Raw genomic sequence first — 19,341 nt, 5'->3', positions numbered from 1 at the left:
ATGCAGAGCAACAACCCCGTCTTCAACCGCTCCGAGGGGTTCAACGGTCGCGGCACCACCGCCACGTCGAGCCCGTCGCAGTGGACCATCAACCTCAACGGCGAGGACGTCACCACGTCCGGTGCCGGGCTGGGCACCGACCGCCGCATGACCCTCGACTCCGTCGTCGAGAAGACCGCCATCACGCTCGGCGTGGTCATCGCGGCCGCGGCCGTCACCTGGTTCCTCATCGGTGACACGTTCCTGCCCGACGAGGTCACCGTCGACTCCGACGCCATGCGCAACGCGTTCGCGCTGGCCATGGTCGGCGCGATCGTCGGCTTCGTCCTGTCGCTGGTCAACTCCTTCAAGAAGGTCGTCAGCCCCGCTCTGGTGCTCGGCTACGCCGCCTTCGAGGGTGTGTTCGTCGGCGCGCTGTCCAAGGTCGTCGCCACGTACGTCAACGACCCGACCATCGTGTTCCAGGCCGTCCTCGGCACCATGGTGGCCTTCGGTGGAACGCTCGCCGCGTACAAGTTCTTCAACATCCAGGTCACCGACAAGTTCCGTCGCGTCGTCACCATCGCGATCTTCAGCTTCGCCGGCCTCATGCTCGTCAACTTCGTGCTGAGCCTCACGGGCGTGCTGGAGTCGGGCGGCCTGCGCGGCTTCAACACCCTCGGCCTCGTCGTCTCGGCCGTCGCCGTCGTGCTCGCCGTGTTCATGCTCATCATGGACTTCGACTTCGTCGAGCGCGGTGTCGAGGCCGGTCTGCCCGAGCGTGAGTCCTGGCGTGCGGCCTTCGGCCTCACCGTCACGCTGGTGTGGCTGTACATCGAGATCCTGCGCATCCTCGCGATCCTGCGAGGCAACGACTGAGGTATCACCTCACGCACGTAGTGACGGCCGGTCCCCTCGGGGGCCGGCCGTTTCGCGTTCCCGGACCCGCCCCGTCTGGCGGTGACTTGGCGTCCATTCCGAGGGTTGAAGTCGCGTCGAACGGACGCCAGGTCACCGCTGGCGGGGCCGGGCGCCCGGAAACGGACGCCAAGTCACCGCTCGGGGGAGGGGGTTCAGCTGCGGCGCAGGACGCGGGCCCAGCGGCCCTCGGGGGTGACCTCGGTGCCGGGGCGCCGCCCGGCACGTTCGGCGGCCTCGGCGAGCGACATCGTGTCGGCGTGCCCGAAGGAGTGGGGGACGGCGTAGTCGCGGTCGCGCTCGCGGTAGGCGGCCAGCAGTGACGGCACCAGCACCGAGACCATGTTGGCGTAGCCCGTGGCCGACGGGTGGAAGCGGTCCTCGCCGAACATCACGTCGAAGTTGGCATCGAAGAGGGGCCCGAGCAGGTCGCCCAGCGACACCGCGCGACCGCCCTCGCGGACCACGGCGACGGTCTGCCGGCGCGCGAGCGACCGGCTCTTGCGCCGGGCCACCCAGCGCAGCGGCTGGGGCAGCGGGCGCACCGAGCCGAGGTCGGGACACGTCCCCACCACCACCTCGGCTCCCGTCTCGCGCAGACGGCGGACCGACGCGGAGAGCAGGCGCGAGGAGACGTACGAGGGAACGCGGTGCGTCACGTCGTTGGCACCGATCACGATGCACACCAGCTCAGGCTGGTGATCGAGCCCGATGTCGATCTGGTCGCGCAGGTCAGCGGTCTGGGCCCCCACGACGGCCTCGGACCGCACGTGGACCGGGCGGTCGAGCACGTGCGACAGGCTGATGCCGAGCAGTGCGGCGGGGGTGAGATCGGCTCGTCTCATGCCGTAGCCGACGGCAGCGGAGTCGCCGATGAGAAGGAGGCGGAGTGGTTCTCCCGGGAGGTCGTCGCCGTAGACGCCGTCGGGACTGGGGGGACGCTCGTCGGTGACGCCGATGACCTTGCGCGCGACCAGGACCTCCCCCATGAGGACACCCCAGTAGCCGATGGTTGCGGCGCCGCCTCCGATGGCGGCCGCTCGGGCCGTCTTGAGGGAGGAACGCATTACCTCATCCTAGAAGCGCGAGCCAGGTCACAGCAGGTCAGGGCGTCCTGTCCGAGGCCCTGGCTAGGCTCGGCAGCGTGACCTCGATCCCCAATCTTCGCGACGTCGGAGGGCTGCCGGCTGCGGGCGGCACCGTCCGTCACCACCGGCTCCTGCGCAGCGCCCTGCCGCACGCCGACGACGTCGTGCCGTCGGAGATCGCCTGGCCGCCGGCCGTCGTGGTCGACCTGCGCTCGCCAGGCGAGCAGCAGCACGAGCATCCGCTCGCGGGCCTGCCCAGCCAGCACCTCAACCTGCCCCTGCTCTCGGCGCTCGACCCGGCCAAGGGCTGGGCCGCCGACCTTCCCGAGCTGTACGGCCGCGTGGTCCAGGAGGCGCCACACCTCCTGGTCAGCTTCGTCGACACGGTGGCCGCCACGGACGGAGCCGTCCTGGTGCACTGCGCCGCGGGCAAGGACCGCACCGGCATCTCGGTCGCGCTCGTCCTGCGGCTGCTGGGCGTCGAGCACGACCCGGTCATCCAGGACTACCTGCTCACCGAGCAGGCGCGCGAGGAGATCGATCGGCGCCTGCGGCGAGACGACGACTACGCCGTCCCCGCTGCCTTCTTCGACGTCCGCTCCGACGCCCTCGAGATCGCCCTCGAGGCCTGGGACGACCACGGCGACGGCGTGGCCGGCTGGTACCTCGCGGCCGGCGGCAGCGAGCACCGGCTGGCCGCCCTGCGAGCCGGGATGATCGATCAGCTCCCGGCCAGCCCCGACAGCGCATCGCCGCTGAGCCGGTAGCCGATCCACGTGTCCTGGGGCAGCGCGCCCAGGCGGTCGTAGAAGGCGATCGAGGGCTCGTTCCAGTCCAGGACGTCCCACTCGAGCCGCGGCCAGCCACGGTCCAGACAGATGCGCGACAGAGCCACGAGCAGCGCCTTGCCCAGCCCGGATCCTCGGTGCTCGGGCAGCACGAAGAGATCCTCCAGGTGGATTCCGGGGAGACCGGTCCACGTCGAGAACGTGCGGTACCAGAGCGCCATGCCGGCGGGAGCGCCGTCGACCTCGGCCATGAAGCACGACGCCACGGACTCGGGGCCGAAGAGCGCGGCGTGGATCTGCTCGGGGGTGGCTTGCGCGGCCTCCGGCTCGCGCTCGTACTCCGCGAGGTCGCGGACGAGCTGGACGATGGTCTCGACGTCGTCGGGAGTGGCCTCGCGGACGCCAGCGGGATAGGTCGGCACGGAACCGACGATAGGCCCTCGGGTGTGGCGTCGAGCCGTACCGTGGTGCCATGACGAACGACCAGGTGATCGATGCCCGCGAGGTCCCCCTGGGCGGCCTGCGCCGCCTCCTCGTGCACCGCACGCTTCCCCACCGCGACCTGCCGACGATCGGGGCCTGGTGCTTCGTCGACCACTTCGGCCCCACGGACGAGCCCATGGCCGTCCTTCCTCACCCGCACACCGGTCTGCAGACCGTCACGTGGCCGATCGCGGGGGAGACGCGCCACCGCGACAGCCTCGGCAGCGACGTCGTGCTCAAGCCCGAGCAGCTCAACCTCATGACCTCGGGCGACGGTGTCTCGCACTCGGAGTTCTCGGTGGGCGACACCACCGGCATGCACGGCGTGCAGCTCTGGGTGGCCCTGCCCGAGGCGGCGCGGCTCGTCCCGGCCGACTTCGAGCACCTGCCCGACCTTCCCCGGGTCTCCGGTGAGGGCTGGACCGGCATCGTGCTGATCGGCACGCTGGCCGGTGGCACCTCACCTGCGCGGGTCCACTCCCCCCTGGTGGGTGCCGAGATCCGGGTCGACGGCGCGGCGCAGATCCCGCTCGACCCGTCCTTCGAGCACGGCCTGCTCGCGCTCGACGGCGACGTGCGCCTCGGCGAGGGCGGCGACCCGGTGCGGCACCGTCAGCTGCAGTACCTCGCGCCGGGGCGCGACTCCGTGACCCTCCAGGCCGACCGTCCCACCACCCTCATGCTCATCGGCGGGGAGCCGCTCGAGGACGAGCTGATCATGTGGTGGAACTTCATCGGTCGCACCCACGAGGACATCGAGCGGGCCCGCGAGGAGTGGGAGGCGGCGGCTGATCGGTTCGGGCACGTCGACGGCCACGACGGCCAGGTGATCCCGGCTCCTCCGCTGCCCAACTCACGGCTCAAGCCGCGTCGGCGCGCCTGATCCCACCCGCTCGGAGATGACCAGAAGCGGATATCTGCTGGTCAGACGCGGTCCGATACGTTAATGTCTCGAACGAGATACCGTCGGTATCCCAAATCGAGAGGACCCGCATGACCCACTTCACCGACAAGGTCGCCGTCGTCACGGGCGCCGCCTCGGGCATCGGCCGAGCGCTGGCCGTCGAGCTGGGTCGCCGCGGTGCCAAGCTCGCCATCAGCGACGTCGACACGGCCGGCCTCGCCGAGACCGAGAAGCTCGTGGCCGCCACGGGCGCCGCCGTGAAGGCCGACTTCGTGGACGTCGCCCAGCTTCCCCTCGTCGCGCAGTACGCGCAGGACGTCCGCGAGCACTACGGCCGCGTCAACCTGATCTTCAACAACGCGGGCATCGCCTTCACCGGCACCACGTTGGAGGAGGGCTACAAGGACCTCGAGCGCGTCATGGACGTCGACTTCTGGGGCGTCGTCAACGGCACCAAGGAGTTCCTCCCGTACCTCATCGAGTCCGGTGACGGTCACGTCGTCAACGTCTCGAGCGTGTTCGGCCTCTTCGCCGTCCCGACGCAGGGTGCCTACAACGCGGCCAAGTTCGCGGTGCGTGGCTTCACCGAGGCGCTCGCGCAGGAGATGCGCCTGAGCAGCAACCCGGTCAAGGTCACCTGCGTGCACCCCGGTGGCATCAAGACCAACATCGCCCGCAACGGCGACCAGGCTCCGGGCCGCGACCACGACGAGCTCGCATCGTCGTTCGACAAGATGGCGCGCACGTCGCCCGAGAAGGCGGCCAACGTCATCCTGAAGGGCGTCGAGAAGGGCAAGGTCCGCGTGCTCATCGGTGCCGATGCCTGGGCCCTCGACAAGTTCATCCGCATCACCGGTTCGGCCTACCAGCCCATCGTGGCGCGGTTCGCCCACCGCAACAAGCTCTGAGACGCCACGAAGCCCCCATCCGCTCGGATGGGGGCTTCGTGCTGCGTGCGTCAGCCCTGCGTGATGTCGATCCGCGTGGGCTCGGTGCCCGCGTAGACACCGGCGACCCGGACGCTGAGGATGCCCGCGTCGTAGGACGCGCTGACGGCGTCGGCGCCGACGTGGCCGGGAAGGCCGAAGCTGCGCTCGAACGATCCGTAGCGGATCTCGCTGATGCGGCGGGTGCTGCCCTGCTCGGAGGACTCCTCGCTGCGCTCGTCGCGGCGCTCGCCCTTCACGACGAGCCGGTTGGCGACCACCTCGACGGTGACGTCGGCAGAGACGTCGACGCCGGGGAGCTCGAGGCGGACCACGACGTCGTCGCCGTCGCGGACGGTCTCGACCGCGGGCGTGAAGTCCAGGCGCCGTGACGAGCCGTTGGTGCTTCCGGCGGGTCCGAACGCGGTGCGGACGAGGGAGTCGAACGGGGACCACGAGTCCGAGGTGTGGGGGTCGCGCCGCGTGTAGACGGAGAGGTTGCTCATGAGAACTCCTTTCGAAGTCCGGTCCCTGCGACCGGGTTCACTCTGATCAACTTGATAGTAGGCGACTCAATTCCGCTGAGCCAAGGCCAATCAGTTCGCCGGCAGCGAACGATGGATCCCGGCGCGATCGGCCACCTCGGCGTAGGCCGCGGCGAGGCTGGCGACGGTCTCGTGCGCGTTCGGGCCGCTCGGGTTGGGGACCACCCAGAGCTCGGCGCCGCCCAGGTCCACCGGCTGCCTCCCCCTTCGCGCGGTGCGGTCGGAGAAGGCGACCCGGTAGGCCGAGACCCCCGCCACCGCGACCACCCGCGGCGTCAGCCGTCGGACGAGGCCCTCGAGCCGGGCCGGGGCCTCCCGCAGCTCGTCCACGGACAGCTCGGATGCTTTCGCGGTCGGCCGGACCGCCAGGTTCGAGATGCCGACGCCGGCCGTCCGCAGCTGCTCGGTGGCGACGGCCGGGTCGGTGGCGGTGATGATGCCGGCCGCCACGAGAGCCGGGTAGAAACGGTTGCCGGGATGTGCGAAGTGGTAGCCGGTGAGTCCGCTCAGGATGCTCGGGTTGATGCCCACCAGGAGAAGTCGGAGCCCGTCCCCGAGGAGGTCGGGAACGGGCTCCGGCGTGGTCATCTCCCCATCATGCGGCGACGGGCGCCGGCTCGCTCTCGACGGGATCGGCGTCGGGGGTGCGCAGGCCGAGCAGCCCGGCACTCAAGCAGGCGACAGCGACCACCGAGATGAAGGGCGCGAAGATGTCGTCAGGCGCCCACACGGTGGCTGCCCAGCCGGCGACGAGCGTGGGCACGGCCATGGCGCCGTAGGCGAGCACGTAGAAGGCCGACATGACCTCGCCGCGGTGCTCGGCCGGGATGTGCTGCGTGAGGTGGCGCAGCGAGCTGCCGAACGCCAGCCCGAAGAACAGGCCCATGACGGCGGAGTCGATGGCGATGAGCCAGCCGTTGCCCGAGTCGACCGCCGGGATGGCGAGCAGGAGGGTGACGGCGGTGCCGATGTCGCCCACGATGGCGGCCGGCTTGGCCGGCCAGCGCGACGCGAACACCTGGATGATCGCGGCCGAGCCGGCCGAGAGCGCCACGACGGTGCCACCGAACAGCACGTGGTCGGCGTGGACGGCGCGTGACGCGATGGACGGGTACAGCGAGAGGAAGACGCCCAGCACGCTCCAGGACGCCATCACGCCGAGTGCCGAGAACCGGAAGTGGTGGCGGATGGAGGCCGGCACGTGCGGTCGCGCGACGTGGAGCGTCGCGGCCCGGTGGTCGGAGTGGGTCTCGCGCATGGCGAGCAGCGCCAGGAACAGGACGGCGGAGAGCGCGGCCAGGATGGCGTAGGGCGTGACGAGCGGGTCCGGACCCAGGTCGGCGATGAAGGCGGTGCCGAGGATCGCGACGGCGATGCCCACGTTGAAGGCCACTCCGGTGCGACGGCCGGTCTTCTCGCCCTCGTCGGGGCGCAGGTCGAGCAGGGCCGCCGTGGCGGCCACGACGGTGGCGCCGACGCCGAACCCGTGCAGCCCACGAGCGATGATCAGCATCTCGACGTCCTGCGCGGTCATGAAGACGACGAGGCCCACCAGGATGAGCCCCACCGCGGTGAGGAGCACGGGCCTGCGGCCGTAACGGTCGGAGATGGAACCCGTCACCAGCACGGCGACCAGCGCGGCGGCGGCGTAGACGGCGAAGACGATGGTGGTCGTGAGCGGCGCGAAGCCCCACTCGGCGGCGTAGATGCCGTACAGCGGAGCGGGTGCCCCGGACGTGCCGAGCCCGACGACCAGGATGGCCAGGAGCACCGGGTAGGCCCAGCGCTGGGGGGCGGGGCGGGTGGTCTCGAGCGACATGATCATCTCGGTTCGCGTGATAAGTTTGATGAGCATCGAACAAGCATCAGCCTAGGACCGAGTTCGATCATCGTCAAACCCGCAGGAGCGTGACGTGCCTCTCGACACCCCCGTCGACGCCACCGACACGGTGGCGCCCGTCGCCGACCTCCACACGGTCCTCCAGGCCCTGGCCGACCCGGTCCGGCTCGAGATGGTCCGCAGGCTCGCGGCCGGTGGCGACGGTCCCGTGCGCTGCTCCGCCCTGTACGACGGCGTGAGCAAGTCCACGGCCAGCCATCACTTCAAGACGCTGCGCGAGGCCGGCATCACCCGGCGCAGCTACGTCGACGGCGTCGTGCACCACACGCTGCGACGCGACGAGCTGGAGGAGGCGCTCCCCGGCGTCGTCACCTCCATCGTCACCGCGCTCGACTGAGCCCACGCGACCCTCACTCCTGGGGCAGGACCACGGGGGTGGCGTAACCGCGCGGCCAGCAGCTGAAGCCGACCTCGGCTCCGGCCGGGCCACAAACCCAGGCATGGGTCCATCGTGACGCCTCGTGTACGTCCTGCGCGGCTAAGGTGTCGGCCGTGTCAGCACCTGAGCCCCTCGACCGTCGGCTGTCCCTGCTCGGAGCGGTGGCCATCGGCGTCGGCTCCATGCTCGGCGCCGGAGTCTTCGTGGTGCTCGGTCCGGCCGCCGCCGCAGCCGGACCGTGGCTGGCGGGCGCGCTCGTGCTGGCCGCGGTCGTGGCTCTCCTGAACGCCCGCGCCACGGCCCAGCTCGCAGCCCAGCATCCTGTGGCCGGCGGGGTCCACGCCTACGCGCGGGCCGAGCTCGGTCCACGGTGGGGCTTCGTCGCGGGCTGGGCCTTCCTGGTGGGCAAGGTCGGGTCGTGCGCTGCGATGGCACTCGTCGCCGCGACGTACCTCCTCGGGAGCGACGGCACGTGGCGCACCGTGCTCGCCGTCGCCCTCGTGGTGGCCGTGACGACGCTGAACTGTCTCGGCGTCGAGCGCACCGCCACGGCGGCTGTCGTGCTGGCCGCGCTGACGCTGCTCGTGCTGGCGCTCGTGGTGACGGTCGCGCTGACCGGTCCGTCCCACGCCCCTGAGGACCCCGCGATGCCAAGTGCGCGAGGCGTCCTCCAGGCGTCCGCGCTCCTCTTCTTCGCCTTCGCCGGTTACGCGCGGATCGCGACGCTCGGGGAGGAGGTGGTCGATCCCGCCCGCACCATCCCGCGAGCCGTCGACCGGTCCCTCCTGCTGGTCCTGGTGGTCTACGTCGCGGTCACGGTCGCCGTGCTCCACGCGCTCGGCATCAAGGTCCTCGCCGGCTCGACGCAGCCCCTCGCCGACGCCGTCGTCGCTGCCGGCGCGGGCTGGGCGGAGCCCGTGGTGCGGGTCGGCGCGGCGTCGGCCTCGCTCGGCGCGTTGCTGGCGCTGTCGGCCGGGCTCGGCCGGACCTCCTTCGCCATGGCGCGGGTGGGCGACCTGCCTCGGTGGGCGGCGCACGTCCACCCCACGAGGCGCGTCCCGCAGCGGGCCGAGCTGGCCACGTCGACCGTCGTGGTGGTCATCGTGCTGGTGGGGGAGGTGCAGCACGCGATCGCGCTGTCCTCGTTCGCCGTCCTGCTCTACTACGGCGTGGCCCACGTCTCGGCCTGGCGCCAGACGCCTCCGCGGCGGCTCCTGCCCCGTTGGCTCGACGTCGTCGGCGTCACCGCCTGCGCCGTGCTCGCGCTGTCGCTCCCCGGTGGCGACGTCCTGGTCGCCGGAGGAGCGGTGCTGGGCGGGCTGCTCGTCCGCGAGGTCGTCCGGCAGAGAGCCGACCGGACACCGTGAGCCCATGATGGGAAGGGGTTGGCCCAAGATGCTCGTCCTCACGGTGATCGTGGGCGCGACGCCGACTGTCGCCCTCAGGAGTCTCCGCTGACCTTCGGCGTACCGCAGCGGAGCGGACCCTCGTCTCGATAATCTTGGTCGGTGCCCGGCCCGTCCAGCTTGATCCTGCTCGTCCTCGGGCTCTTCGCCGTCGTGGTGTGGCTGGCGCGCCGCTCCGGACGGCTCCTGCTGGTCCTGCCGATCGCGAGCGTGGTGGTGGCCGGGCTCCTCGTGGCGGGCTGGTCGAGCCTCGGCGAGCACCAGAGCCTCGGGTGGGCCGAGGAGCTCCAGGGCTCCATGGTCGAGGTGGGCTACATCGGCAGCGACTGCGAGGACCAGCGCTCGGTCTCGTTCAGCGAGGACGAGCACCAGGTGCGGGTCTCGGTCATTGCGCGCTCGTTCGCGACGAGCTGCAGCGACGTGGGCGCGCAGCGGTCGGTCGTGCTCGACCTCGCCGCGCCGCTGGGGGACCGGGTCGTGGTCGACGCCGGGTGCCACCGACGCCACCGGTCGGCGTGCGTGGTGAAGCTGCGCAGGTAGCCGACGCTCGTCGTCTACTGACGTCCCACCCGATTCGTGACGTTGCTGCTGTCATTCGGCCTGAATGACAGCACCAAGGTCACAAATCGGGTCGTCCGCCCGGGGCGGGTCAGGCGTAGCTGACGCCCGTGGCGTGGAGCGGGCAGTAGCCGAAGGGGTTCTTCACCAGGTACTGCTGGTGAGCCTCCTCGGCGTAGTAGTAGTCCTCGAGCGGCTTGATCGACGTGGTGATCTCGCCGTAGCCGGCCTTGGTCATCTGCTTCTGGTACGCCGCCTTGGACGACTCGGCCTCGGCCTGCTGCTCGGGAGTGGTCGTCAGGATGATCGACCGGTACTGCGAGCCCCGGTCGTTGCCCTGGCGCATGCCCTGCGTGGGGTCGTGGTTCTCCCAGAAGACCTTGAGCAGGTCGGCGTAGGAGACCTGGGCGGGGTCGAAGACCACGCGGACCACCTCGGCGTGCCCGGTGCGACCCGTGCACACCTCCTCGTACGTGGGGTGGGGCGTGACGCCGCCCGCGTAGCCGACCGTGGTGGACCAGACGCCCGGCACCTGCCAGAAGGTCTGCTCCTCGCCCCAGAAGCACCCGAGACCGAAGACGGCGATGCCGAAGCCCTCGGGTCCGTCGGTCTCGAGGGGGTTGCCCGTGACCAGGTGCTGGCCGCTCAGGCGGAACCGCCGGGTCGGTCGCCCGGGCAGGGCGTTGGTCGCGTCGGGAAGCTGGGTCTTGCTGCTGTTGAAGAACATGCGATCACCTCTCGGCCTCTTCAACGACGGGCGGTGCTCGCCTGTTCCCGTAGGCTCCGAGACGTGAGTGCTCGCGAACCCCGGTACGAGGTGCCCATCGGCGTCGAGATCGCCACCCAGTGGGCCTGGCGGATGGTCGTCATCGCCGCCGCAGGTCTCGGGATCTTCTGGCTCCTCCGCTTCTTCTCCGAGGTCACGGTGCCCCTGGCGGTCGGCCTGCTGGGCACCGCTCTCACGATCGGGGCCGTCGACTGGCTCGACCGCCGGGGTCTGCCGCGCGTCGCCGCCACCTTCGTGGTCGTCCTCACGATGCTGCTGGGCTTCGCCGGGCTCATCGTGCTGGTCGGTGCCCAGCTGGCCGGACAGTTCGACGACCTCCGCGCCCAGGTGATCGAGGGCATCGACCAGGTCCAGGACTGGGCGCACGACGGGCCGTTGCAGCTCAGTGACAACCAGCTCAACACCTACGTCGACAAGATCTCGGACGCCATCGCCACCTTCGGCCGCGACGGAGCGGTCGACAAGCTCGCGGCGGTCGGCACCTCCCTGACCCACTTCCTGGCCGGGTTCTTCATCGCGCTCTTCGCGTCGTTCTTCTTCCTCTACGAGGGAGACCGCATCTGGGCCTTCTTCGTGCTGCTCTTCCCCAAGGCCGCCCGGGCCAGGGTCCACAGCTCCGGAGGTGCCGCCTGGACGAGCCTCACGGCGTTCGTGCGGGCCACGGTCCTCGTGGCCCTGACCGACGCAGTCTTCATCGCCCTCGGCGCCTGGGCCCTCGGGGTGCCCCTCGCTCTCGCGATCGGCGCGATCGTGTTCGTCGGTGCCTTCGTGCCCATCCTCGGCGCACTCCTGTCCGGCATGGTGGCGGTGCTCGTGGCACTCGTCGCCCAGGGGCCCATCACGGCGCTCCTCATGCTGCTCGTCGTGGTCCTCGTGCAGCAGCTCGAGTCGCACGTGCTCCAGCCGTTCCTCCTGGGCCGGTTCGTGGCCGTGCACCCGTTGGCCATCATCATCGCCATCGCTGCCGGCGTGAGCATCTCCGGCGTCGTCGGCGCCCTCGTCGCCGTCCCCACGGTGGCCTGTCTCAACAGCGTGGTGCGCCACCTCGCGGAGGAGGCAGGAACACCGTTCGACGACGACGGGCTGCCGGAGGACCCCGCACCCGACGAACCGCCGGGCGACGGTCCGGAGGCCGGCGACGTCGTGGCGGCGGAGGCCCGCGCGGAAGAGACCGAGGAGTCGTGAGCGTCCGGCTCGCCGACGTCGAGGCCGTCCGGCCGCTGCTGGCCGACGTCGTCGAGCGCACGCCGCTGCAGCACTCCCGCTGGCTCAGCTCCAAGGCCGGCTACCAGGTGCAGCTCAAGTGCGAGAACCTGCAGCGCACGGGGTCGTTCAAGATCCGCGGCGCCTACGTCCGTATCGCGCGGCTGAGCCCCGAGGAGCGCGCGCTCGGCGTGGTGGCTGCCAGTGCGGGCAACCACGCGCAGGGCGTGGCACTCGCTGCCTCGCTGCTGGGCGCCCGGGCCACGATCTTCATGCCCGACGGAGCGGCCCTGCCCAAGGTCGCCGCCACCCGTGGATACGGCGCCGACATCCAGTTCGCCGGCACGGGGGTCACGGAGGCGCTGGTCCACGCGCGGGCCTTCGCCGAGCGCACCGGGGCAGTGCTCATCCACCCGTTCGACCACGAGGACATCCTGGCCGGGCAGGGCACGGTGGGCCTGGAGATCATCGAGCAGCTCCCCGACGTCCGCACGGTGCTCGTGCCCCTGGGCGGTGGCGGGCTGGCCGCAGGCATCTCGCTGCTGCGCGAGCGCCGCCCCGACGTCAAGGTCGTCGGCGTCCAGGCGGAGTCGGCGTCCGCCTACCCCGGCTCCCTGGCCGCGGGGCACCCCGTCGCGGGTGTGATGGGCCAGACCATGGCCGACGGCATCGCGGTGGCCGAGCCCGGCGTCGTCCCGTTCGAGGTCATCCGCGACCAGCTCGACGACGTCCTCACCGTGAGCGAGGACTCCATGAGCACCGCACTCATCGGGCTCCTCGAGCGGGCCAAGATGCTGGTGGAGCCCTCGGGCGCTGCCGGGGTCGCCGCGCTCCTCGACGACCCCTCGCGGTTCGAGGGACCCGTGGTCCCCGTCCTGTCGGGCGGCAACATCGACCCGCTCGTCCTGCTCGACGTGATCCGGCACGGGCTCTCGGCGGCCGACCGGTTCATGCGTCTGAGGGTGCGCTTCACCGATCGTCCCGGCGAGCTCATGCGGCTCCTCACCGATCTCGCCTCGATGCAGGTCAACGTGCTCGACGTGGCCCACGACCGCGAGGCCGAGGGCCTGGGTGTCCGGGAGGTCGAGGTGTCGGTGAACGTCGCCACGCGGGGCCCGGCGCACCGCGCCGAGGTGGTCGAGCGCCTGCCGCAGCTGGGCCACCGGGTGGTCTGAGAAGGCGCGCACGCTCGGTTAACAGGCATTAACCAATGGGCTAGCATCGGGGCATGGCTGCACCCGTCTTCTCCCTGTCCACCGACCACGAGGACTTCCGTCGCGTCGTCCGCGACTTCGCCGAGCGGGAGATCGCCCCCCACGTGGCGCAGTGGGACAAGGACCACCACTTCCCGTCCGACGTGGTGCAGAAGATGGGCGACCTCGGGCTCTTCGGTCTCACCGCCCCGGAGGAGTTCGGCGGGTCGGGCGGAGACTTCACGAGCCTGTGCGTCGCCATCGAGGAGCTCGGTCGCGTCGACCAGGCGCTCGGCGTGACGCTCGAGGCCGGGGTGGGCCTGGGCATCAACCCCATCCTCACGTTCGGCACCCAGGAGCAGAAGGAGCGCTGGCTGCCCGACCTCGTGGCCGGGCAGCGGCTCGCCGGCTTCGGTCTCACCGAGCCCGGCGCCGGGTCCGACGCGGGCGCCACCAAGACCAAGGCCGTGCTCGACGGCGGCGAGTGGGTGGTCGACGGCGCCAAGCAGTTCATCACCAACTCCGGCAGCGACATCACCTCGCTCGTCACCGTGACGGCCCGCACGGGCACGCGGGAGAACGGCTCGGCCGAGATCTCCACCATCACGATTCCCGCGGGGACGCCCGGCTTCGTGGCCGAGCAGGGCTACGACAAGCTCGGCTGGCACATCTCGGACACCCACCCGCTCAGCTTCCAGGACGTGCGTGTCCCCGAGGACCACCTGCTCGGTGAGCGCGGTCGTGGATACGCCCAGTTCCTGGCCACGCTCGACGACGGCCGCGTGGCCATCGCGGCGCTCGCCGTGGGCTGCATCCAGGCGTGCCTCGACCTGAGCGTCCAGTACGCCGGGGAGCGCACCACGTTCGGCAAGCCCATCGGCGCCAAGCAGGGCGTCGCCTTCCAGATCGCCGACCTGCAGGTGATGGCCGAGGTGGCCCGGACGGTCACGTACCAGGCTGCCGCCCTCAAGGACGCGGGTGCGCCGCAGGCGAAGTTCAAGCAGGCCGCCTCCATCGCCAAGCTCTACACGTCGGAAGCGGCGGTCTCGGCCACGCGCATCGCGACGCAGGTGTTCGGCGGCTACGGCTTCATGGAGGAGTACCCGGTGGCCCGCTTCTACCGCGACGCCAAGATCCTCGAGATCGGGGAGGGCACGAGCGAGGTCCAGCGGATGCTCATCGCGCGCGGTCTCGGCCTGCCCGTCGAGTGATCGTCACGGCGGCCGCCGCGACGACCGCCACGAGCACGGCCGCGCCGATCCCCACGGGCAGCCATGGGAACCCCCCGTCCTTCGACGACGAGTCTGCGGACCTCGCGGCCTTCGTCGCCTTCTCGGGACCGGCTGCGGGCTCGGCCACGACGAGCGGTGAGTCCGCAGCGGGGGCCTCGAGCCCCTTCACGTCGGCATAGGTGGGCGCGCCGTCGCCATCGGTGCCGTTGGTCTTGAGCGTCAGGCGGTACGGCAGGTTGGCCTCGTTGCCTCGGACGTTGAAGGTCACCTCGACGTAGCGCAGGCCCGCGACCGAGGCGCCCTTCACGGCGGGACTGTTGGCGGCGCGGTTGAGGTAGGCGATCGGCTGCGTCTGGGCACCGGTCCTGAATCGCTGGGTGCCGTCGCGCAGGTTCCCGAGCGCGCCGGCGGTCCAGTCCTCGGGCTCCTTGGCGAAGAAGCTCACGGCGCTGTCGTCGTGGACGGGCCCGATGAAGTGGACCTCGATGTCGCTGCCCACGGCCGCGGCCTTGAGGACCGCCGGGTTGAGGTCGGCGTCGAGCTGGGCCTGCACGTCCTGTCCCCATCCCACCGGGATGGCGTAGACCTGCGACTCGCCGGGGTTGAGGTCGCCCTGGTAGGTCCCGTCGGACACGACCGGCGCGTTGGCGATGCTGGAGCCGGGGACCACGGTCTCGGGGGTGGTGGGCTCGAGCGTCCGCCACGGCGTCGGCGGGGAGGCCGTCGCCAGCCCGCGGCCGCTGGTGTCCTTCAGGGGCGGCTCCTCGTAGAGCACGACCTCGATGGGCTGTCCGGCGATCTCGTTCTGGGAGAAGCCCGGCTTCACCTCGAGGTAGAGGTCCTTCTGGACGTTGCAGGGATCGTCGGCCTGCGACTTCCACGACGACGTCGTGGCGAAGATGAGCGGGGTCTTCTCGCCCACGGAGTTGTCGAAGGCGAGCCCGGAGCCACAGCGGACGCCCTCGAGGTCGGCGAAGAGCTGCAGGTTGACCGCGTTGCCGGACGACCCGGTGACGCCCTTGAAGGTCACGCCGGCGTGAAAGGTGCTCCCAGGGGCCGTGCGCTCCAGGCGGTAGAAGAGCGAGCCGTCCAAGGGGATCGTGTCGAGGTACTGGCCGGTGGTGATGAGGGGCGCGCTCCCGGGCGCCGGCGTCCCCTCGATCGGCGTTCCGGTGAGGTCGAACGGGCGGGTCGCTCGCGTCTGGGCCACGGTGAGCTGCTCGGCGAGGCTGTCGGCGTCGCGGGCGTCGGTGTACGTGCCATTGCCCTTCTCGGCGATGCACCGCAGCTGGGAACGGGCCGATCCCTTCACGTCGAGCCCGATGACGTCGATCTTGAGGTCGATGCCCTGGTCGGACAGCTGGGCTGCCACCTTGCACGGGTCGGGGTCGCAGGTGGGCTCTCCGTCGGAGACCAGGACGATGGTGCGCTGCCCCTCGCCGCCGAGGTCCTTCCCGGCCTGCTGGAGGGCGTAGCCGATGGGTGTCTCGCCGTAGGGCTTGTAGGCCGACACGGCCTTGCGCAGCTGGTCCCGGTTGTCGGTCCCGAGGTCCACGACGCGCTGGGAGTCGGTGCAGGCGCCCGCGTCGCCGCGCTCGAAGACCTTGGCGCCGTAGACGCGGAGCCCGACCTCCTGCTCGGCGGGCAGCGCCCCGATGACGCGTCCCAGCGCGTCCTTGGCCGCTGCGATCTTCGTCTGGCCGCCGGCGGCCTTCTCCTTCATGGAGCCCGACGAGTCGAGGACGAGCATGAGCCGCCCGGTCTCGTCGGCCTCGGCGGCTGTCGAAGGACCGACCGAGAGGACGGCCAGGACGGACGTGACGAGTGTGAGTGCTGCGGCCAGGCGCATGGGATCCCCCGAACGGATGCGTGCTGAGTGCACCATATTCTGCACCACCGCCCTGGGCTGTGTCCTCCTAGGCCGAGGGACGGTTCCAGAGGTCGGTCCACGCCACGTCGAGGTCGGCCACGAGGTCGCGCAGGAGCGGCAGGCTGATGCCCACCACGGTGTGGTGGTCGCCCTCGATCCCACGGATGAAGGCACCGCCCAGGCCGTCGATCGTGAAGGCGCCGGCCACGTGGAGCGGCTCGCCGGTGGCCACGTAGGCGTCGATCTCGGCGTCGGTGACGTCGGCGAAGTGCACGACGGTGGAGGCCGTGTCGATGACCTCGCGGTCTCCGCGCCGGACGCAGTGGCCCGAGTGCAGCACCCCAGATCTCCCGCGCATCCGGCGCCAGCGGGCGCGTGCCTCGTCGGCGGTGCCCGGCTTGCCCAGGACCTCGCCCTCGAAGGCGAGAACCGAGTCGCAGCCCACGACGAGCGCGTCGCCCTGGACCTGCGGTGCCACGGCCCGGCACTTCAGCTGGGCCAGCGCCGCGGCGAGGTTGGCGGCGTCGTGGCTCTGCACCTGGGACTCGTCCACGCCCGAGACGATGACCTCCGGCTCGATGCCCGCCGAGCGGAGGGTGGCGAGCCGGGCGGGGGACTGCGAGGCGAGGACGAGTCTCATCGACGCTCCGGGTGCGTCGTGCGGACGGTCTCGAGGCCGTCCGTCGTCAGCAGGTCGTGGGCGAGCGCAGCGGTGCCGCCGATGCCGGCCCACGCCTCGTCGACGTGGGTGGTCACGAACCAGGCGTGGTCGGCCGGCCACATGAGGTTGGGGCTGTTGATCTCGCGCGGCACGGACGGGCCGAACGGGCGGGCGCCCCACTGGCCGGCCTCCTGCAGCGGTCCGCTGAAGAGCAGGTGCTGGAGCTGCCCGACGGCCACCCGAGGAGCGTCCATGACGTCGGGGCCGAAGGCAGGGGGCGGTGGCGTGCGGGGCTTCTCGGCGCGGAAGGGTCGGCCGGGCCACCGGGCGGGACCGGCAAAGGTGGTCAGGAACGCCACGGCCTCGCCGCCGTAGATCTCGCCGTAGCCGTCCCAGAGGCCGAAGAAGCACCGCTCGGGGGTGGCGGTGTGACGCGCGAGCACCGCGACGAGCCGGTCGAGCTCCTCGGTGGCGAGGTGGCCCTCGATGCCCTGGTCGCGGCCCGGAAGCAGCAGCCGGACGTAGGCCTCGAAGTCGGCCGGACCCACGGACGGATCGGTGCGGGGGTCGGTGCTGAACCAGTCGGCGACGCTCACGTCGGTCTGGTGGTGCAGCGTCATGACCCCATCATCTCAAGCAGTGGTGCACGGCGGGGGTCAGGCCCAGGAGGAACGGCGCCACTGGTCGGGACCGACCCGCAGCGGCGTGCGTGCGGCGCGGGCGGGGTGGCCCCACTCCGAGCGCGGCTTCCTGACCTGGCCCGCGGCCGCGGCGGCGGACGCCGCACGCCGTGCCTGGACGACGGCCACGAGCGCCGCCAGCTCCTCGGCCGTGAGGTCGCCCTTGACGACCCGGAGCAGCGGCTTGGCCGGCTCCGGAGTCGTCTCGGACGTGGTCTCCTCGCTCACAGCGGGATGTTCCCGTGCTTCTTGGGCGGCAGCGTCTCGCGCTTGGTCTTGAGCAGACGCAGCGCCTTCACGATCTCGGCGCGGGTCTCGGACGGCTCGATGACGGCGTCGATGTAGCCGCGCTCAGCCGCGATGTACGGGTTGCACAGGGTGTCCTCGTACTCGGTCATGAGCTCCTGGCGCTTGGCCTCGGGATCGTCGGCCGCGGCCACGACCTTCTTGTAGAGGATGTTGACCGCACCGGACGCGCCGACGACGGCGATCTGGCCCGTGGGCCACGACAGGTTGACGTCGGCCCCGAGGTGCTTGGAGCCCATGACGTCGTAGGCGCCGCCGTAGGCCTTGCGCGTGATGATCGTGATGAGCGGGACGGTGGCCTCGGCGTAGGCGTAGATCAGCTTGGCGCCGCGGCGGATGATGCCGTTCCACTCCTGCTCCGTGCCGGGCAGGAAGCCGGGCACGTCGACGAACGTGAGGACAGGGATGTTGAAGGCGTCGCACGTGCGCACGAAGCGAGCGGCCTTCTCGGAGGCGTCGATGTCGAGGCAGCCGGCGAGCTGCATGGGCTGGTTGCCCACGATGCCCACGCTGCGACCCTCGACCCGGCCGTAGCCGATCACGAGGTTGGGCGCGAAGAGCGGCTGCACCTCGAGGAAGTCGCCGTCGTCGACGACGGTCTCGATGACCGTGCGGATGTCGTAGGGGACGTTCGCGGAGTCGGGGATGAGCGTGTCGAGCGCGAGGTCGCCCTCGTTGGGCTCGAGGTCCACGTACTCGTCGAAGACCTCGGGCTCCTCCATGTTGTTCTGCGGGAGGTAGCCCAGGAGCGCCTTGACGTACTCGATGGCGTCCTCCTCGTCGGAGGCCAGGTAGTGGGCGTTGCCGCTCTTGGTGTTGTGCGTGCGACCGCCGCCCAGCTCCTCCATGGTGACGTCCTCGCCGGTGACCGTCTTGATGACGTCGGGACCGGTGATGAACATGCCCGAGGTGCCGTCGACCATGACGGTGAAGTCGGTGACGGCGGGGGAGTAGACGTGACCGCCGGCGCAGTTGCCCATGATGAGGCTGATCTGCGGGATGACGCCCGAGGCGTGCACGTTGCGGCGGAAGATCTCGCCGTAGAGGCCGAGCGAGACGACGCCCTCCTGGATGCGGGCGCCGGCGCCCTCGTTGATGCCGATGATGGGGGAGCCGGACTTGATGGCCAGGTCCATGACCTTGGTGATCTTCTCGCCGTAGACCTCGCCCAGGCTGCCGCCGAAGACGCTGAAGTCCTGGCTGAAGACGCAGACCTGGCGTCCGTCGACCTGGCCGTAGCCGGTGATGACGCCGTCGCCCAGAGGGCGCTTGTCCTGCAGCGCGAAGGCCTGGCTGCGGTGGCGCGCGAGGGCGTCGAGCTCGACGAAGGTGCCCTCGTCGAACAGCATCTCGATGCGCTCGCGGGCGCTCTTGCGACCCTTGGCGTGCTGCTTCTCGGCGGCGTTGGCCGCCACCTCGATGGTGGCCTCGTCGCGGCGACGACGGAAGTCGGCAAGCTTGCCGGACGTCGTGTGCAGCTCGGGCTTCTCTTCGATCTCGGCCTCGATCTTCGCTTCAGTCACGGGCGCTAGCGT

21 protein-coding genes are annotated in these 19,341 nt (G+C 70.9%); 10 read left to right on the top strand and 11 right to left on the bottom strand.

Annotated features, from left to right (window positions below; genetic code table 11):
- On the top strand, nt 1–858 hold the full coding sequence (locus ASD11_RS11925) for a Bax inhibitor-1/YccA family protein (protein ID WP_056287406.1): 858 nt from the start codon (nt 1–3) through the stop codon (nt 856–858).
- Between the two features lie 194 nt (nt 859–1,052).
- On the opposite strand, the gene ASD11_RS11920 is transcribed toward ASD11_RS11925, so the two are convergent.
- Nucleotides 1,053–1,964 carry an SGNH/GDSL hydrolase family protein gene (locus tag ASD11_RS11920; protein ID WP_056287404.1) on the bottom strand — a complete coding sequence of 304 codons (912 nt, stop codon included), beginning with the start codon at nt 1,962–1,964 and terminating at the stop codon, nt 1,053–1,055.
- Between the two features lie 77 nt (nt 1,965–2,041).
- Between ASD11_RS11920 and ASD11_RS11915 the strand changes: the two genes are divergently transcribed.
- The gene (locus ASD11_RS11915; protein ID WP_056287403.1) at nt 2,042–2,752 is read left to right on the top strand and encodes a tyrosine-protein phosphatase; all 711 of its coding nucleotides are present in this window, start codon (nt 2,042–2,044) and stop codon (nt 2,750–2,752) included.
- Here ASD11_RS11915 and ASD11_RS11910 read toward each other — a convergent pair.
- The gene (locus tag ASD11_RS11910) at nt 2,707–3,195 is read right to left on the bottom strand and encodes a GNAT family N-acetyltransferase (RefSeq protein WP_056287401.1); all 489 of its coding nucleotides are present in this window, start codon (nt 3,193–3,195) and stop codon (nt 2,707–2,709) included. The genes ASD11_RS11915 and ASD11_RS11910 overlap by 46 nt on opposite strands.
- A gap of 50 nt (nt 3,196–3,245) precedes the next feature.
- Here ASD11_RS11910 and ASD11_RS11905 point away from each other — a divergent pair, with 50 nt between their 5' ends.
- Together ASD11_RS11905 and ASD11_RS11900 are read left to right on the top strand one after the other, a co-directional pair.
- Nucleotides 3,246–4,139, top strand: coding sequence for a pirin family protein (locus tag ASD11_RS11905; RefSeq protein ID WP_056287397.1), 894 nt, complete (start codon nt 3,246–3,248; stop codon nt 4,137–4,139).
- Between the two features lie 110 nt (nt 4,140–4,249).
- Nucleotides 4,250–5,068, top strand: a complete 819-nt coding sequence (locus ASD11_RS11900; RefSeq protein WP_056287395.1) for an SDR family NAD(P)-dependent oxidoreductase — start codon at nt 4,250–4,252, stop codon at nt 5,066–5,068.
- Nucleotides 5,069–5,118: 50 nt separating this feature from the next.
- On the opposite strand, the gene ASD11_RS11895 is transcribed toward ASD11_RS11900, so the two are convergent.
- From ASD11_RS11895 to ASD11_RS11885, 3 genes are all read right to left on the bottom strand, one after another.
- The gene (locus ASD11_RS11895) at nt 5,119–5,592 is read right to left on the bottom strand and encodes an Hsp20/alpha crystallin family protein (RefSeq protein ID WP_056287394.1); all 474 of its coding nucleotides are present in this window, start codon (nt 5,590–5,592) and stop codon (nt 5,119–5,121) included.
- A 90-nt stretch (nt 5,593–5,682) separates the two neighbouring features.
- Nucleotides 5,683–6,219 carry a mismatch-specific DNA-glycosylase gene (locus ASD11_RS11890; RefSeq protein WP_056287391.1) on the bottom strand — a complete coding sequence of 179 codons (537 nt, stop codon included), beginning with the start codon at nt 6,217–6,219 and terminating at the stop codon, nt 5,683–5,685.
- 7 nt (nt 6,220–6,226) lie between these two features.
- Nucleotides 6,227–7,486, bottom strand: a complete 1,260-nt coding sequence (locus ASD11_RS11885; protein WP_235503312.1) for an MFS transporter — start codon at nt 7,484–7,486, stop codon at nt 6,227–6,229.
- A 58-nt stretch (nt 7,487–7,544) separates the two neighbouring features.
- Between ASD11_RS11885 and ASD11_RS11880 the strand changes: the two genes are divergently transcribed.
- From ASD11_RS11880 to ASD11_RS11870, 3 genes are all read left to right on the top strand, one after another.
- The gene (locus ASD11_RS11880; protein ID WP_235503311.1) at nt 7,545–7,868 is read left to right on the top strand and encodes an ArsR/SmtB family transcription factor; all 324 of its coding nucleotides are present in this window, start codon (nt 7,545–7,547) and stop codon (nt 7,866–7,868) included.
- A 155-nt stretch (nt 7,869–8,023) separates the two neighbouring features.
- Nucleotides 8,024–9,277, top strand: coding sequence for an APC family permease (locus ASD11_RS11875; protein WP_056288822.1), 1,254 nt, complete (start codon nt 8,024–8,026; stop codon nt 9,275–9,277).
- Nucleotides 9,278–9,418: 141 nt separating this feature from the next.
- Complete coding sequence (locus tag ASD11_RS11870; protein ID WP_156464699.1) at nt 9,419–9,856, top strand: hypothetical protein; 438 nt, start codon at nt 9,419–9,421, stop codon at nt 9,854–9,856.
- Nucleotides 9,857–9,965: 109 nt separating this feature from the next.
- On the opposite strand, the gene msrA is transcribed toward ASD11_RS11870, so the two are convergent.
- On the bottom strand, nt 9,966–10,601 hold the full coding sequence (gene msrA / locus ASD11_RS11865) for a peptide-methionine (S)-S-oxide reductase MsrA (protein ID WP_056287388.1): 636 nt from the start codon (nt 10,599–10,601) through the stop codon (nt 9,966–9,968).
- A 63-nt stretch (nt 10,602–10,664) separates the two neighbouring features.
- On the opposite strand from msrA, the gene ASD11_RS11860 reads away from it, so the two are divergent.
- Genes ASD11_RS11860 through ASD11_RS11850 form a run of 3 tightly spaced genes read left to right on the top strand, consistent with a single transcriptional unit; the run spans nt 10,665 to nt 14,268 of the window.
- Entirely contained in the window at nt 10,665–11,846 is a 1,182-nt protein-coding gene (locus ASD11_RS11860; RefSeq protein ID WP_235503310.1) for an AI-2E family transporter, read from the top strand.
- Entirely contained in the window at nt 11,843–13,039 is a 1,197-nt protein-coding gene (gene ilvA / locus ASD11_RS11855; RefSeq protein WP_056287387.1) for a threonine ammonia-lyase, read from the top strand. The genes ASD11_RS11860 and ilvA overlap by 4 nt, the downstream gene beginning before the upstream one ends.
- A 53-nt stretch (nt 13,040–13,092) precedes the next feature.
- Nucleotides 13,093–14,268 carry an acyl-CoA dehydrogenase family protein gene (locus ASD11_RS11850; protein WP_056287385.1) on the top strand — a complete coding sequence of 392 codons (1,176 nt, stop codon included), beginning with the start codon at nt 13,093–13,095 and terminating at the stop codon, nt 14,266–14,268.
- Here ASD11_RS11850 and ASD11_RS11845 read toward each other — a convergent pair.
- From ASD11_RS11845 to ASD11_RS11825, 5 genes are read right to left on the bottom strand one after another with little or no spacing between them, the layout of a single operon-like run.
- Nucleotides 14,234–16,174: a vWA domain-containing protein gene (locus tag ASD11_RS11845; RefSeq protein WP_082554317.1), complete on the bottom strand. Its 1,941-nt coding sequence runs from the start codon at nt 16,172–16,174 to the stop codon at nt 14,234–14,236. The two genes, ASD11_RS11850 and ASD11_RS11845, sit on opposite strands and share 35 nt — an antisense overlap.
- A gap of 31 nt (nt 16,175–16,205) precedes the next feature.
- Nucleotides 16,206–16,799 (bottom strand): Maf family protein, encoded by a 594-nt coding sequence (locus tag ASD11_RS11840; protein WP_056287377.1) that lies wholly within the window; start codon nt 16,797–16,799, stop codon nt 16,206–16,208.
- Nucleotides 16,796–17,440, bottom strand: coding sequence for a hypothetical protein (locus ASD11_RS11835; protein ID WP_056287375.1), 645 nt, complete (start codon nt 17,438–17,440; stop codon nt 16,796–16,798). Before ASD11_RS11835 ends, ASD11_RS11840 begins: the two co-directional genes overlap by 4 nt.
- 36 nt (nt 17,441–17,476) lie before the next feature.
- A complete protein-coding gene (locus ASD11_RS11830) occupies nt 17,477–17,728 on the bottom strand; it encodes an acyl-CoA carboxylase subunit epsilon (RefSeq protein WP_056287373.1) in 252 nt (83 codons plus the stop codon).
- On the bottom strand, nt 17,725–19,329 hold the full coding sequence (locus tag ASD11_RS11825; protein ID WP_056287372.1) for an acyl-CoA carboxylase subunit beta: 1,605 nt from the start codon (nt 19,327–19,329) through the stop codon (nt 17,725–17,727). Before ASD11_RS11825 ends, ASD11_RS11830 begins: the two co-directional genes overlap by 4 nt.
- Between the last annotated feature and the right edge of the window lie 12 nt (nt 19,330–19,341).

The sequence above is a fragment of the Aeromicrobium sp. Root495 genome (assembly GCF_001426755.1).
In the GTDB taxonomy this organism is placed as follows: domain Bacteria; phylum Actinomycetota; class Actinomycetes; order Propionibacteriales; family Nocardioidaceae; genus Aeromicrobium.
This window is presented reverse-complemented; position numbering and strand designations above follow the sequence as displayed.